Origin of the sequence: Actinomadura montaniterrae, from assembly GCF_008923365.1 — a bacterium.
GTDB lineage: Bacteria > Actinomycetota > Actinomycetes > Streptosporangiales > Streptosporangiaceae > Spirillospora > Spirillospora montaniterrae.
Genome location: NZ_WBMR01000234.1, coordinates 1 through 14,183, shown reverse-complemented (window position 1 = coordinate 14,183; position 14,183 = coordinate 1). Strand labels below are relative to the sequence as shown.

At 74.8% G+C, this 14,183-nt stretch carries 12 protein-coding genes and 1 pseudogene; 10 read left to right on the top strand and 3 right to left on the bottom strand.

Annotated elements, in window-relative coordinates; genetic code table 11:
- Positions 1-129: 129 nt before the first annotated feature.
- From F9B16_RS42540 to F9B16_RS42505, 8 genes and pseudogenes are all read left to right on the top strand, one after another.
- On the top strand, positions 130-444 hold the full coding sequence (locus tag F9B16_RS42540; protein WP_225992436.1) for a putative quinol monooxygenase: 315 nt from the start codon (positions 130-132) through the stop codon (positions 442-444).
- A gap of 2 nt (positions 445-446) precedes the next feature.
- Positions 447-722, top strand: coding sequence for a glutaredoxin family protein (locus F9B16_RS42535; RefSeq protein WP_151545944.1), 276 nt, complete (start codon positions 447-449; stop codon positions 720-722).
- 338 nt (positions 723-1,060) lie between these two features.
- Complete coding sequence (locus F9B16_RS42530; protein ID WP_151545943.1) at positions 1,061-1,804, top strand: redox-sensing transcriptional repressor Rex; 744 nt, start codon at positions 1,061-1,063, stop codon at positions 1,802-1,804.
- Positions 1,801-3,102, top strand: a pseudogene (locus F9B16_RS42525) (glutamyl-tRNA reductase); the annotation flags it as partial. The gene F9B16_RS42530 and the pseudogene F9B16_RS42525, both read left to right, overlap by 4 nt.
- Positions 3,103-3,531: 429 nt before the next feature.
- Positions 3,532-4,401, top strand: a complete 870-nt coding sequence (gene hemC / locus F9B16_RS42520; RefSeq protein ID WP_404800567.1) for a hydroxymethylbilane synthase — start codon at positions 3,532-3,534, stop codon at positions 4,399-4,401.
- A gap of 122 nt (positions 4,402-4,523) precedes the next feature.
- Complete coding sequence (locus F9B16_RS42515) at positions 4,524-6,053, top strand: bifunctional uroporphyrinogen-III C-methyltransferase/uroporphyrinogen-III synthase (protein WP_264159852.1); 1,530 nt, start codon at positions 4,524-4,526, stop codon at positions 6,051-6,053.
- Positions 6,054-6,108: 55 nt separating this feature from the next.
- Positions 6,109-7,092 (top strand): porphobilinogen synthase, encoded by a 984-nt coding sequence (gene hemB, locus F9B16_RS42510; protein WP_151545941.1) that lies wholly within the window; start codon positions 6,109-6,111, stop codon positions 7,090-7,092.
- A 211-nt stretch (positions 7,093-7,303) separates the two neighbouring features.
- Positions 7,304-7,942 carry a bifunctional DNA primase/polymerase gene (locus tag F9B16_RS42505; protein ID WP_151545940.1) on the top strand — a complete coding sequence of 213 codons (639 nt, stop codon included), beginning with the start codon at positions 7,304-7,306 and terminating at the stop codon, positions 7,940-7,942.
- A 45-nt stretch (positions 7,943-7,987) separates the two neighbouring features.
- Here the strand turns inward: F9B16_RS42505 and F9B16_RS42500 are convergent, their stop codons facing one another.
- Positions 7,988-9,685: a serine/threonine-protein kinase gene (locus tag F9B16_RS42500; RefSeq protein ID WP_151545939.1), complete on the bottom strand. Its 1,698-nt coding sequence runs from the start codon at positions 9,683-9,685 to the stop codon at positions 7,988-7,990.
- A 136-nt stretch (positions 9,686-9,821) separates the two neighbouring features.
- Between F9B16_RS42500 and hemL the strand changes: the two genes are divergently transcribed.
- Positions 9,822-11,114: a glutamate-1-semialdehyde 2,1-aminomutase gene (gene hemL, locus F9B16_RS42495; RefSeq protein WP_151545938.1), complete on the top strand. Its 1,293-nt coding sequence runs from the start codon at positions 9,822-9,824 to the stop codon at positions 11,112-11,114.
- Between the two features lie 154 nt (positions 11,115-11,268).
- On the opposite strand, the gene F9B16_RS42490 is transcribed toward hemL, so the two are convergent.
- Positions 11,269-12,144, bottom strand: a complete 876-nt coding sequence (locus tag F9B16_RS42490) for a 4-hydroxy-tetrahydrodipicolinate synthase family protein (RefSeq protein ID WP_151545937.1) — start codon at positions 12,142-12,144, stop codon at positions 11,269-11,271.
- 5 nt (positions 12,145-12,149) lie between these two features.
- Positions 12,150-13,154, bottom strand: coding sequence for an EamA family transporter (locus F9B16_RS42485; RefSeq protein ID WP_151545936.1), 1,005 nt, complete (start codon positions 13,152-13,154; stop codon positions 12,150-12,152).
- A gap of 73 nt (positions 13,155-13,227) precedes the next feature.
- On the opposite strand from F9B16_RS42485, the gene F9B16_RS42480 reads away from it, so the two are divergent.
- Positions 13,228-14,142: a LysR family transcriptional regulator gene (locus F9B16_RS42480; protein WP_151545935.1), complete on the top strand. Its 915-nt coding sequence runs from the start codon at positions 13,228-13,230 to the stop codon at positions 14,140-14,142.
- Positions 14,143-14,183 lie beyond the last annotated feature (41 nt).

The window sequence follows — 14,183 nt, the reverse complement described above, 5'->3', positions numbered from 1 at the left end:
TCATGGGGAGCTCGTGCTTGCGGATGAGGCGCTTGGCGATCGAGCGGCCCTCGGCGCGGCGGCGGCGGTTCGCGTCGTCGCGGGCGAGGTGCTCGTCGGTCGCGGGGCCCGCGCACTCGGGCAGGCCAGATCACCGTCTACACGCTGCTGGACGGCCGGGAGCCCGCCTTCGACCGGCTCGCGGCGGAGCTGGTCCGGGCCGTCCGGTCGGCCGAGCCGGACACGCTGGTGTTCGCCTGCCACGAGGTGGTGAACGGCCCCACCCAGCGGATCTTCTACCAGCTGTTCCGGGACGAGGCGGCGTTCGCGGTCCACCGGCGGCAGCCGCACCTGCAGCGGTTCCTCGCCGAGTCCCGGACGCACGTGCTGGCCACGAACGTGATCGAGCTGCGGCTCGGCGCGGCCAAGCTGCCGCTGCCCGCGCCGGACCACCAGGGAAGGTGAGCATGCCGGCCACCGGACCGGGCGGCGACGTCCGCATCACGCTGCTCGGCAAGCCGGGCTGCCACCTGTGCGACGACGCCCGCGCGATCATCGAGCGCGTCGCGGCCGAGCTGGACGTGCCGTGGGACGAGCGGGACATCACCCGGTCCGAGGAGGACACCCGGGAGTACTGGGAGCAGATCCCGGTCACGCTGATCAACGGCGTCCAGCACGACTTCTGGCGGGTCGACGAGGACCGGCTGCGCGCCGCCATCGCCAAGGCCCGCGCCGCCTCCTGACCCGTCCCGCCGCGCCCCCCGACCGCGCCTCCGGGGGGTCCGGACGGGGCTGGAACGCGGGCCGGCGGATGTCTCATCGGTCACACCGCGCCGCGGCGCGCCGGGCGCCCCGCCCGCGGGTACGGTCACGAAACCCGCTGCTGGACGGGCTTTGGGCGGCGGCGCGCGCCCCGGCCGCCGCGTCCGCCGTCCGGGGGGCACTTTGTGCGCGTATTCACAAAGGCTTAACCTGATGGATAGCCCTGGGGCGGTCCGGCCGCGGCCGTGCGGTCCGGCCTCGAGCCGGGGTGAGGGGTTCTCGGGCCCCGCCCCCAGCGTCGAGCCCCGAAGAGCAGGCCGTGACATCTCGACAGAACCGCAACCACCGCGACCGCGCGGACCGCGGCATCCCCGAAGCCACCGTCGCGCGCCTGCCCGTCTACCTGCGGGCCCTCACCGGGCTGCAGGAGCGCGGTGTGGCGACCGTCTCGTCCGAGGAACTCGCGGCCGCGGCCGGCGTGAACTCGGCGAAGCTCCGCAAGGACCTGTCCCACCTGGGCTCCTACGGCACCCGCGGCGTCGGCTACGAGGTGGAGTACCTCGTCTACCAGATCTCGCGTGAGCTCGGTCTCACCCAGGATTGGGTGGTCGCCATCATCGGTGTCGGTAACCTGGGCCGTGCATTGGCCGGTTATGGCGGATTCGCGTCCCGCGGGTTCCGGGTGGCCGGCCTGCTCGACGCCGACGAGGCGATCGTCGGCCAGGAGATCTCCGGCATGACCGTGGAGCACACCGACCGGCTCGAGGACGTGATCGCCGATCACGGCGTGTCCATCGCCGTGATCGCGACCCCGGCGGCCGCCGCCCAGGGGGTGTGCGACCGCGTCGTGGCCGCGGGCGTGACGAGCGTGCTGAACTTCGCGCCCGTCGTGCTGTCGGTGCCCGACGGCGTGGACGTGCGGAAGGTCGACCTGTCCATCGAGCTGCAGATCCTCGCGTTCCACGAGCAGCGCAAGGCCGGGGGGCCGGACGACTACGCCCCCCTGGCGAGCGGCGACGCCCCTCCCGGCGCCACGCAGTACGTAGAGGCGGTTGAGGCATGAGTGTTCTTGTCGTCGGGCTCAGTCACCGGAGCGCGCCCGTGCCGGTGCTGGAGCGGACGGCGGTGACCGGGGACGACCTGGCGAAGCTGCTGCACGCGGTGCACGAGTCCGCGAACGTCGCCGAGACGGCGATCGTGTCGACGTGCAACCGGGTCGAGATCTACGCGGTGGTCGACAAGTTCCACGGCGGCGTCTCGGCGATCTCCGAGCTGCTGGCGCTGCACTCCGGCGTGCCGCTGGACGAGCTGTCCCGGCACCTGTACGTGCACTACGAGGAGCGGGCCGTCCAGCACGTGTTCGCCGTGGCGTGCGGGCTGGAGTCGATGGTCGTCGGCGAGGGCCAGATCCTCGGGCAGCTGCGGCAGGCGTTCCGGCTCGCCCAGGACGAGGGGACGCTCGGCCGCGACCTGCACGACGTGCTGCAGCAGGCGCTGCGGGTCGGCAAGCGCGCGCACGCCGAGACGGGCATCGACCAGGCGGGCGCGTCGCTGGTCAGCGTGGGCCTGGAGGTCGCCGCGCGGCACCTCGGCCCGCTGGCCGGGGTGCGGGCGCTGGTGGTCGGCGCGGGGTCGATGAGCTCGCTGGCGGCGGCGACGCTGAGCCGGGCCGGGGCCGGCGAGGTCGTGGTCGCCAACCGCACGCACGCCAACGCCGTCCGGCTGGCGGAGTCGCTGGAGGTGCCGGCGCGGGCGGTGGAGCTGGCGGACCTGGACGCCGCGATCGCCGACGCGGACCTGGTGGTGTCCTGCACGGGCGCGACGGGCCTGGTGCTGACGGCGCCGCAGGTCGCCGCGCAGGGCGTCGGGGCGGACGGCCGGGACCGGTTCTTCCTGGACCTGGCGCTCCCGCACGACGTGGACCCGGCCGTCGGCGCGCTGCCCGGGGTGCGGCTCGCCGGGCTGGACGAGCTGCGCACCGCGCAGGAGGCCGCGCGGGCGATCGGCCCCGAGGCGGTGGAGGCGGTCCGGCGGATCGTCCGGGACGAGGTCGAGGCGTTCCTCAGCGCGGCGCGCGCCGCCGCGGTCGCGCCGACCGTGGTCGCGCTGCGCACCAAGGCCGCCGCGGTCGTGGAGTCGGAGCTGACCCGGCTCGCGGGCCGGCTGCCGGAGCTGGACGAGCGGGCCGTCAGGGAGATCCAGCAGACCGTCCGGCGGGTCGCGGACAAGCTGCTGCACGCGCCGACCGTCCGGGTGAAGGAGCTGGCGGCGGCGCCGGGCGGGGACTCCTACGCCGACGCGCTGCGGCGGCTGTTCGACCTGGACCCGAAGGCGCCGGTGGCGGTCGCGCGCGCCGACATGCGTCCCGACGACGACGCCGGGGAGCCGGCGCCCGGGAGCGCCTCGGCGCCCTGGAGCGGTTCCGCACGTACGGTGGAGGGGACCCGTGCCGCGGACAGGGTCGGCGGGACGCGGGTCGCGGACGCGGCGAAGGCGGCGGAGGTCGCCCGGGTGACGCGGGCGGACTGCGCCGAGGCCGACTGCGTGAGCGGCGGCCCCGCGGACGCGGCGGCGGACCCCGTCGACGCCGGCACGGTGAACGCGCAGGCCGCGAGCGTCCGGGCGGTCAGCGCCCGCGGCGGCGCGCCGCGCGGTGAAGGAGCACAGTCGTGAACGCGGGGGCCGTGGAGCGCGCCGCCCGCCCTACGGTCGGAGCAGGGCAGTGAGTGGAGCAGCGCATTGAGTACCGCGGACAGGGGCCCGCTGCGGCTCGGCACCCGCAAGAGCCTCATGGCGATGACGCAGTCGCGGCTGGTCGCGGACGCATTGACGGAGGCCACCGGGCATGCCGTGGAGCTGGTCGGGGTAACGACCGAAGGTGATGTCTCCAAGGCGCTGCTCGCCCAGATCGGCGGGACGGGTGTCTTCGTCAACGCGCTGCGCGACAGGCTGCTGGCCGGTGAGGTGGACTTCGCCGTGCACTCGCTGAAGGACCTGCCGACCGGGCCCGCGGAGGGGATCGCGCTCGCCGCGACCCCCGTCCGCGACGACCCGCGCGACGCCCTGTGCGGCCCCTGCAAGCTGGCGGACCTGCCGCGCGGCGCCCGCGTCGGCACCGGGTCGCCGCGGCGCGTCGCGCAGCTGCGCGCGATGCGCCCGGACCTGGACGTCGTCGCGATCCGCGGCAACGCCGACACGCGGCTGCGCAAGGTCGCCGACGGGGAGCTGGACGCGGTGGTGCTCGCGCACGCGGGGCTGCGGCGGATCGGCCGGCTGGACGCGGTCGCGGAGGTCTTCGACCCCGACCAGATGCTGCCGGCGCCCGGGCAGGGGTCGCTCGCGCTCGAATGCCGCGCCGACCAGGCGGAGCTCCGTGCGCTGCTTGGAACGGTCGATGACCCGATGACCAGGGCCTGCGTGACCGCGGAGCGGACGGTGCTCGCCGTCCTGGAGGGCGGTTGCTCCGCGCCCGTGGGAACATACGCTGCCGAAGTAGAAGAAGAACTGCATCTGACCGCGACCGTCGCCGCGTTCGACGGGAGCCGGCAGATCAGGCTGTCCGCAAGCGGCCACCCGGACGACGCCGAGACGCTGGGGCGCGACCTCGCGCACCGGCTGCTCGCGCAGGGGGCCGACCAGTTGATGGGGGAGCGCGATTGAGCCCCGCTAGCCAGAGCCCCGCCCGCCCGGGGGCCGCCGGCCCGGGCGCCGCCGGATCGGCCGCCGCCGGATCGACCACGGCCGGCCGGCCGAGCCGTACCACCGACCCCGGCACGGTCGCGATCGTCGGGATGGGCCCGGGCGACCCGGGCCTGCTGACGCTGCGCGCCGCGGCCGAGCTGGAGCGCGCCGACACCGTCGTGGTCAGCCGCGCGCACTGCCCCGCCGACGTCCTCGCGCACTGCCGCCCGGACGTGGAGGTCCTCGACACCGCCGACGGCGACCCGGTGAAGCTCGCGTCGCGCGCCGCGAAGGCGGGCCGCCGCGTCGTCCGGCTGTTCCACGGCGACCCCGGCGTCGTCTGCGGGTTCGCGACCGAGGGCGCCGCGCTGCGCAAGGCGGGGGTGCCGTTCGAGGTCGTCCCCGGCGTGTCCGCCGTGACCGGGGTGCCCGGCTATGCGGGCATCCCGCTGACGGACCCCGAGCACCGCGAGTTCCGGTTCGTCGACGCCTCCGACGGCGGCGTCGACTGGGAGGAGTTCGCCGGGTCCGACGCGACCCTCGTGATCTTCGGCGCGGAGGGCGCCGTCGCCGAGGTCGCCAAGGGCCTCGTCGCGGCCGGCCGCCCCGACTCGACGCCCGCCGCGATGACCAGCCTCGGCACCACCACCGAGCAGGAGACCGTCGTCTCCACCCTGCAGAAGCTGGCCTCCGACACCAAGGGCATGGAGGCCCCCGCGATGATCATCGTGGGGGACGTGGTGTCCTGGCGCGACCGGCTGTCCTGGTTCGAGACCAAGGCGCTGTTCGGCTGGCGGGTGCTGGTGCCGCGCACCAAGGAGCAGGCCGCGTCGCTGTCGGACCAGCTCCGCGGGTACGGCGCCGTCCCCGACGAGGTCCCGACGATCTCCGTCGAGCCGCCGCGCACCCCGCAGCAGATGGACCGGGCCGTCAAGGGCCTCGTCACCGGACGCTACGAGTGGGTGGTGTTCACCTCCACCAACGCGGTCAAGGCCGTCCGGGAGAAGTTCGTCGCCTACGGCCTGGACGCCCGCGCGTTCGCCGGGCTGAAGGTCGCCGCCGTCGGCGAGCAGACCGCCGCCGCGCTCGTCGAGTTCGGCATCCACCCCGACCTGACCCCGTCCGGGCAGCAGTCCAGCGAGGGCCTCGCCGAGGTGTGGCCGCCCTACGACGAGGACCTCGACCCGATCAACCGGGTGCTGCTGCCGCGCGCCGACATCGCCACCGACACCCTCATCGCCAAGCTCACCGAGCTCGGCTGGGAGTGCGAGGACGTCACCGCCTACCGGACGGTCCGGGCCGCGCCGCCGCCCGCCCCGATCCGCGAGGCGATCAAGGGCGGCGGGTTCGACGCGGTGCTGTTCACCTCGTCGTCCACGGTGAAGAACCTGATCGGCATCGCCGGCAAGCCGCACAACGTCACGGTGATCGCGGTGATCGGCCCGCAGACCGCCAAGACCGCCGAGGAGTACGGGCTGCGCGTCGACGTGATGGCGGACAAACCGTCGGTATCGGCGCTCGCGGAGGCCCTCGCGGAGTACGGTGCCAGGCGGCGGGCGGCCCAGATCGAGGCCGGCGACCCGCTGCGCAAGCCCAGCCAGATGCGCCGGGGAGCCCGGCGCCGCAAGTAAGAGCCCGCCGACCGGGCCCGGCGCGGCCCGCGCCGGGCACCGGGAAAGAAGGATCATGTCTGCTCAGTTCCCCGTCGCGCGGCCGCGGCGGCTGCGGCGCACGCCCGCGCTGCGCCGGATGGTCGCCGAGACCCGGCTCGCCCCCGCCGACCTGGTGCTGCCGATGTTCGTCAAGGAGGGCATCGCCGGGCCGCAGCCGGTCGCGTCGATGCCGGGCGTCGTGCAGCACACCCGCGACAGCCTCCGCAAGGCCGCGCACGAGGCCGCCGAGGCCGGCGTCGGCGCGCTCATCCTGTTCGGGATCCCCGCGGTGAAGGACGGCACCGGCTCGGGCGCCGACGACCCCGCCGGGATCGTCCAGCTGGCCCTGCGCGACCTGGCGTCCGACCTCGGCGACGCCATCGTGGTCATGACGGACCTGTGCCTGGACGAGTACACCGACCACGGGCACTGCGGCATCCTCACCGCCGGCGGCGAGATCGACAACGACGCCACGCTGGAGCGGTACGCCTCCATCGCCGTCGCGCAGGCCGCCGCCGGGGCGCAGGTGGTCGGCCCGTCCGGGATGATGGACGGGCAGGTCGGCGTGATCCGCGAGGCCCTCGACAAGGGCGGCTACACCGACGTCTCGATCCTCGGGTACTCGGTGAAGTACGCCTCCGCCTACTACGGCCCGTTCCGCGACGCCGCCGAGTGCGCGCCCCAGTTCGGCGACCGCTCCACCCACCAGCAGGACCCGGCCAACGCCGACGAGTCGCTCCGCGAGGTGTTCCTCGACCTCGACGAGGGCGCCGACATGGTGATGGTGAAGCCCGCGGGCGCCTACCTCGACATCGTCCGCCGGGTCCGCGACGCCGTGGACGTCCCCGTCGCCGCCTACCAGGTCAGCGGCGAGTACGCGATGATCGAGGCCGCCGCGGAGAAGGGCTGGATCGACCGGGACCGGACCATCATGGAGTCGCTGGTCGCGATCCGCCGCGCGGGCGCCGACATGATCCTCACCTACTGGGCCACGGAAGTGGCGAAGAAGCTGCGCTGACCCGCGGGGCACCCCCGCGCCCCCCGCGTCCCCCGCGTCCCGGCACGGCCCCCTGGAACCCCCATGCGCCGGGCGGGGGAAAGCTCCAATGATCATGGGCGGGTAGTTACTTAGGGTCGTTTCGGCGGGGGCGCCGTGTCTGGCGCGGCGGGGCGCGGGCATCATCGTCTATCAAGAACCCACGTTCGACCTTGGGTATTGGGGGGCGGAGATGCTGGCGGTCTCGGGGAACAGGCGGCAACGGGCGGCACGCGACCGGATGGCCTCGGCCGCCCTGGAGTACGCCGCGATGGGCTGGCCCTGCTTTCCGGGGGCGCACCCGCCCTCCGCCGGCGACCGGTCCTGCTCGTGCGACCGGATCGGCTGCCCCGACCCGGCGGCGCACCCGGTGTCGGCGGCGTGGGCGCACCAGGCGTCCGCCGACCCGGACCGGATCCGGCGCTGGTGGTCGCAGCGCCCGCAGGCCAACATCATCCTGCCGACCGGCCGGGTCTTCGACGTGTTCGACGTCCCGGCCGCCGCCGGCGCCGCCGCCCTCGACCGGATCGCCCGCGAGGACCTGCCGGTCGGGCCCGTCGCGTACCTCGGCGACGAGCGGCACCTGTTCTTCGTCGCCACCCGCGGCGCCCCCGCCGACGAGGACGAGTGGTGGTCCTGCCACCTCGACACCTCGCCGGAGACCGTGACCGAGACGCCCGGGATGCGGTGGCACTGCCGCGACAGCTACGTCGTGGCGCCGCCGTCGCTGCTCGCGTCCGGCAAGGAGGCGGCCTGGGTGCGGCCGCCGCGGCGGGAGCCGCTGCCCGACCCGCTGCGGCTCCTCGAGGTCCTCGCCGACAGCTGCGAGTGACCGGCCCCCGCGGGCCGACGCGGGCCGGTCCGGCCCGGCCCGCGGTCAGCGCGGCGTCTTGATCGCCTTGCGGCCCCACGCGGAGTACGACGTCGTGATGATCTGGTTGCGGCCCTTCGCCGGCCCGGCCCGCAGCCACAGCTTCACCGGCCGGGACGAGCCGTCCAGCTTGAGCGCGAAGCTGATCTGCTGGACGCCGGTGGCGCGCGCCATCTCCGCGTAGAGCGTGCCCGAGCCGGGCGTCCGCGCGAGCGCCGCGACCGGCGCCTCGCCCCGGTACACCCCTCCGGACTCGGTCAGCGCCGTGGCGGCGTTCAGCAGCGTCGTCACCGCGGACACCGAGCTGCCGCGCCGCACCTGCTCGGCCAGCGCCGGGTAGCCGCGCGCGCCGGCCGGGGACGGCCGCCACTTCTTGCCCGCCCGCAGGTACACCCGGTCGCCGATCACCACGGCCGGCGCCCGCTTGCGGGTCTTGCCGGACCCCGACAGCGTCATCGAGTACGCCGGCTCCGCGCCCTTGACCAGGCCGAAGGTGCCCTGCGCGGCGCTCGGCGCGCCGCAGCAGCCGGTGCGGCGGTAGCTGAACCGGGCGCCCGGCGCCTGGTCCGCGGCCTGGACGATGCGCGCCGAGAGCTCCGCCGGGGCGACCCCGCCGGGCGGCACGGACGGCTGGGGCGTGCTGCTCTGCGCGGGCGACGGGGTCGGCGGCGTGGCGTCGCCGTCGCCCGACTTCACGAACACGACGCCGCCGACGACCGCGCCGGCGGCGACGACCGCGGCGATGGCGGCGGTGATCCGGCGGTTGCCGGAGCCCCGCGCGGGCGCCTGCCCGGTGGCGATCACCTGGTTGCGGCCGCTGCTGCGGGACGGCTTGGGCTTCGGCGGCTCGGGCTGCAGCGCGGCCTGCGCGGCGAGCTCGGTGAGCCGGCCGCGGCCCTGCGCCTCCCACGACGGCCCGTACGCCGACACGGCGGCCTCCTCGAGGGCGCCGAGGTAGTCCGCCGCGGACTTCGGGCGGGTCTCCGGGTCCTTCGCGAGGCCCTGGCCGATCAGCTCGCGCAGCGGACCCGGGACCTCCTCGGCCGGGACCGGCGCCTCGCGGTGCAGCCGCGCCATGTTGCGCCCGGCGTACGGCGGGTGCCCGGTGAGGCACTCGAAGAAGATCGCCGTGGCCGCGTACAGGTCGGTGGCGACGGTCGCGGGCGCCCCGTCCCACAGCTCCGGCGCGGCGTACGCGGGGGCGAGCTGCGCCTCGGTGCCGGGCGCGGCGGTCGCGAAGTCGGTGAGGCGCGCGTTGCCCTCGCCGTCCACGAGGACCGCCGACGGCCGGACGGCGCCATGTACGACGTCGAGGGCGTGCGCGGCGGCGAGCCCCAGCAGGGTCCCGCCGAGCATCGACAGGGCCGCGAGCGGGCCCGTGGGGCCCTGCGCGGCCAGCACCCGGCGCAGCGCGACCCCGTCGACGTACTGCATCACGACCGCGGCGCCCTCGGGGGCCTCGACGAAGTCGTAGAGATCGGCGACGTTGGGATCCTCGAGCTGGGACAGTGTGCGCGCGGACGCGCGGAACCGCGCCATGAAGGCCTCGTCGGCGCGCAGCGCGCCGGCGAGGTACTTGATCGCGACCTTCGTGCTGGTCATGTCGTCGACCGCCAGCACCACACGGCCCGCGGCGCCGTCGCCCAGTTCCCGCTCATGGGTGAAGCCCGGGACCGTCCAGCCGTCAACCACGGTGAAAGCCATCCCTCCGATACGGCGGACGCCGGTGAAGATAACGGGCGCCTCCCGACCGGGCGCCGATGTCGTACTTGGTGGAATATCGGCCCGTACCCGGCGAGGTCAAGCGCAGTCGCCGAACTGCAACTGAGAGACTGGAAACGTGACTGGAACCGATCGCTCCCAGCAGTTGTTCGAGCGTGCCGAGGGGCTCGTCCCCGGCGGCGTGAACTCACCGGTCCGCGCCTTCGGGGCGGTCGGCGGGACGCCGCGCTTCATCGCCTCGGCGCGCGGCCCGTACCTGACCGACGCCGACGGCAACGAGTACGTCGACCTGATCTGCTCGTGGGGCCCGATGATCCTCGGGCACGCGCACCCGGACGTGGTGGCGGCGGTGCAGGACGCGGCGGCGCGCGGCACGTCGTACGGGGCGCCGACGCCCGGCGAGGTCGAGCTGGCCGAGGAGATCGTCGCGCGGGCGCCGGTGGAGAAGGTCCGGCTGGTCAACTCGGGGACCGAGGCGACGATGTCGGCGATCCGGCTGGCGCGCGGCTTCACGTCCCGCCCGAAGATCGTGAAGTTCGCGGGCTGCTACCACGGGCACGTCGACTCGCTGCTGGCGGCGGCGGGGTCGGGCGTGGCGACGTTCGCGCTGCCCGACACCCCGGGCGTGACCGGCGCGACGACCGCCGACACGATCGTGCTGCCGTACAACGACGTCGCGGCGGTGGAGACGGCGTTCGACGAGCACGGCCACGAGATCGCCTGCGTGATCGCGGAGGCGGTGCCGTGCAACATGGGCGTCGTCCCGCCGCTGAACGGCTTCAACGCGCTGCTGAAGCGGCTCTGCGAGCGCTACGGGGCGCTGCTGGTGCTCGACGAGGTGCTGACCGGGTTCCGGGCGTCCCGGTCCGGCTGGTACGGGATCGAGGGCGTCGCGGCGGACCTCGTGACGTTCGGGAAGGTGATGGGCGGCGGGCTGCCCGCCGCGGCGTTCGGCGGCCGCGCCGAGATCATGGACCGGCTCGCGCCCGCCGGGCCCGTCTACCAGGCGGGCACCCTGTCGGGGAACCCGCTCGCGACGGCCGCCGGGCTGGCGACGCTGCGCGGCGCGACCGACGAGGTCTACGCGGCGATCGACCGGGCCGCCGGGATCGTGTCGAAGGCCGCGTCGGAGGCCCTCGCCAAGGAGGGCGTCCCGCACTCGCTGCAGAACGCCGGCAACCTGTTCTCGATCTTCTTCACCGACGGCGAGGTCGGCGACTTCGCCGCCGCGCAGCGCCAGAACGTCAAGGCGTACGGGGCGTTCTTCCACGCGGCGCTCGACCGGGGCGTCTACCTGCCGCCGTCGGCGTACGAGGTGTGGTTCCTGTCGGCGGCCCACGACGACGAGGCGATCGGCCGCATCCTCGACGCCCTCCCCCACGCCGCCCGCGCCGCCGCTGCGTCTTCTTGATCCCGGTCAGGGGGCGAGCCGCCAGGCGAGCCCCCTGACCGGGATCGGGCGAGCGCGGCATCGCTTCGCGATCTTCCCGGTGGGGCTCGCCTTCGGCTTCGCCTCACCGGTCAGGTGACGCGCTCGCGTGACGGCTGAGGCATCTCAGGAGCGGCTAGGCGAAGCTCAGCCGCCGGAAGGCGTGGAGGGCCTCGGCGACCGTTTCGGGGTGCGGGGCGTGCAGGGGAGCGCGGACCGCGGGGTCGTCGATCAGGCCGATCTCGGCGAGGCACGCCTTCAGGACGGACGGGGACGGCTCGGTGAACAGCGCCCGCGCGAGCGGCAGCAGGGCGTTGTGCAGCGCCAGCCCGCGGGCCGCGTTGCCGTGCCGGACGGCGTCCGCCATGTCCGCGTAGGCGCGCGGCGCCAGGCACGCGGACGCGGCGACGCCGCCCGACGCGCCGAGCTGCAGCATCGGGTAGATGTAGGCGTCGTCGCCGCACAGCACGGCCTTGCCGGTGTCCGCCGCCAGCATCTCCAGGGTGTCCTGGTCGACGGCCCCCGCGCAGTGCTTGATCCCGGCGACGCAGCCCAGCCCGAGCAGCCGCACGAGCGTCTCCCCGGACAGCGGCTTCCCCGTCCGGTACGGGACGTTGTAGGCGATCAGCGGGACGTCCACGGCGGCGCCGACGGCCGCGAAGTGGTCGATCACGCCGTCGTCGGACGGACGCAGGTAGTACGGCACGACGACGAGCAGCGCGTCGGCGAGCGGCGCGTGCTCGCGGGCCTCCCGGATGGTGTCCGCCGTGCCCATCGTCCCGGCGCCGACGATCAGCCGGGCGCCGTGCTCGATGGACACGGCGCGGCACACCTCCAGGACGGTCCGCCGCTCCTCGGCCGTCAGGAGCGCGGCCTCGCCGGTCGTGCCCAGCGCGACGAGCCCGGCCGCGCCGTTGCCGAGGCAGTGGACGGCGAGGCGTTCGAGGGACTTGGCGTCCACCTCGCCGGAACGGGTGAACGGCGTGACCAGGGCCGCATTGATTCCGTGCATGGCTGTCACCTCGTCTGGACGGGCTCCGCCGGCGGAGCCACCTGGATGGGCGCGCGGGAGGCGCGGGACTCGTGGGCGGTGCGGGAGGCGCGGGAGGCGCGGGTCCGCAGCCGGACGCTGCCCGCCGCGACGCCGCAGATGATGAGCGCCGCCCCGGCGAGGCGCGTCCCGTCCACGTGCTCGCCGAGGACGAGCGCGGCGGACAGCAGCCCGAACGGCGGGACGAGCAGCGAGTACATGGCGACGGTGCCGGCCTCGTAGCGGCGCATCAGCCAGCCCCACACGCCGAACCCGACGAGCGTGGAGACGTAGGCGATGAAGGCCAGCGAGCCGACCCCGGCGACGGACAGGTGCCGCGCCGCGTCCGGCACCGCCCCCGGCCCCTCGAAGACCAGCGAGAGGGCGAACAGCGGGACGGGCGGGATCAGCGACATCCACACCATGAACCCGAAGGCGTCGACCGGCTCGGCCGCGGTCTGGTTCATCCGCCGCATCGCGACGTTCGCCAGCCCCCAGCTCGCCGCCCCGCCGATGCACAGCAGGAACGCGCCTACGGGACTACCGCTGTGCTCCCCCGACCAACCGACCCCGTCCGACCTCCCGGCCGCTTGGGCGACGCCGAGCAGCGCGACGCCGGCGAACGCGACGGCCATCCCGATGATCTGCCGGGCGCCGAGCCGCTCGCGCAGCAGCACCCCGGCGAACAGCGCGGTGAAGATCGCCTGGACCTGGAGCACCACCGACGACAGCCCCGCCGGCATCCCCAGCCGCATGCCGATGAACAGCAGCGCGAACTGCCCGACGCCCAGCGGGATCCCGACCAGCCACAGCCAGCGGACCGCCACCGGCGGGCGCCGCACGAAGAACACCGCGGGCAGCGCGGCGGCGGTGAACCGCAGCGCGGCGAGCAGCAGCGGCGGGAAGTCCTCCAGCGCGACCTTGATCGGGACGAAGTTGAATCCCCAGATCGCGGCGATCAGGGTGGCCAGCAGGACGTGGCGCGGTCTCATGCCCCGATCGTCGCCTGGCCCCTTATTTTAGGACAAGCTAGAATCTGTCGACATCTCGTTTTAGAGTTGCTACATGCTCGATCTCGAACGGCTGCGCGCGCTGCACTCCGTCGCCACCTACGGCTCGGTCAGCGCCGCCGCCGACGTCCTGCACGTCACCACCTCCGCCGTCTCCCAGCAGCTCGCCAAGCTGGAGCGGGAGACCGGCCAGAAGCTGCTCGAGCGCAACGGCCGCGGCGTGCGGCTCACCGACGCCGCGGAGCTGCTCGTCGGGCACGCCGAGAAGATCCTCTCGCTGGTCGAGCAGGCCCAGGCCGACCTGGAGGCGCACCGCGGCTCGGTCGTCGGCCAGCTGACCCTCGCGGCGTTCCCCACCGCCGTCCGCGGGCTGATGCCGCAGGCGCTGCGGCGGCTCCGTGCCGAGCACCCCGACCTGCGCGTCCTGGTCCGCGAAGAGGACCCCCTGCACAGCATGCCGCTCGTCCTGCGCGGCGACCTCGACATGGCCGTCGTGCAGGACTGGAACAACGAGCCGCTGCCGCTGCCCGAGGGCCTGCACAAGGGCGCCATCTGCGACGACGTCGCCGACGTCGCGCTGCCCGCCGGGCACCCGCTGGCCGGCCGCGACAGCGTCGACCTCAAGGAGCTGGCCGGCGACCCGTGGATCAGCTCGGTGCCCGACAGCATCTGCTGCGACTGGCTCCTGCGCACCCTCCGCGCCGTCGACAGCGAGCCCCGCATCGAGCACATGGCCTACGAGTTCGCGACGCAGCTCGCGCTCGTCGCCGCCGGGATCGGCAACGCGATCCTGCCCCGCCTCGGCCGCTGCGACGTGCCGCCGGACGTCGCGGTCGTCCCGCTCGCCGAACCGCTGACCCGCCGCGTGTACGCGGTCTGGCGGGAGGAGGCCGCGCGCCGCCCCGCGATCCGCGCCGCCGTCACCGCGCTGCGCGCCGGCGTCCCCGACTCCGCCGTGCGAGCCGCCTGACCGGCCGTGTGCCGTGCTGACCGGCCGTGCCCCGCGCTGCC

Coding starts and splice junctions, on each gene's coding strand:
- F9B16_RS42480 (WP_151545935.1), top strand. CDS start 13,228: ATGCTCGATCTCGAACGGCTGCGCGCGCTGCACTCCGTCGCCACCTAC.
- F9B16_RS42500 (WP_151545939.1), bottom strand. CDS start 9,685: ATGGCTTTCACCGTGGTTGACGGCTGGACGGTCCCGGGCTTCACCCAT.
- F9B16_RS42535 (WP_151545944.1), top strand. CDS start 447: ATGCCGGCCACCGGACCGGGCGGCGACGTCCGCATCACGCTGCTCGGC.
- F9B16_RS42490 (WP_151545937.1), bottom strand. CDS start 12,144: ATGCACGGAATCAATGCGGCCCTGGTCACGCCGTTCACCCGTTCCGGC.
- F9B16_RS42485 (WP_151545936.1), bottom strand. CDS start 13,154: ATGAGACCGCGCCACGTCCTGCTGGCCACCCTGATCGCCGCGATCTGG.
- hemC (WP_404800567.1), top strand. CDS start 3,532: ATGGCGATGACGCAGTCGCGGCTGGTCGCGGACGCATTGACGGAGGCC.
- F9B16_RS42505 (WP_151545940.1), top strand. CDS start 7,304: ATGCTGGCGGTCTCGGGGAACAGGCGGCAACGGGCGGCACGCGACCGG.
- hemB (WP_151545941.1), top strand. CDS start 6,109: ATGTCTGCTCAGTTCCCCGTCGCGCGGCCGCGGCGGCTGCGGCGCACG.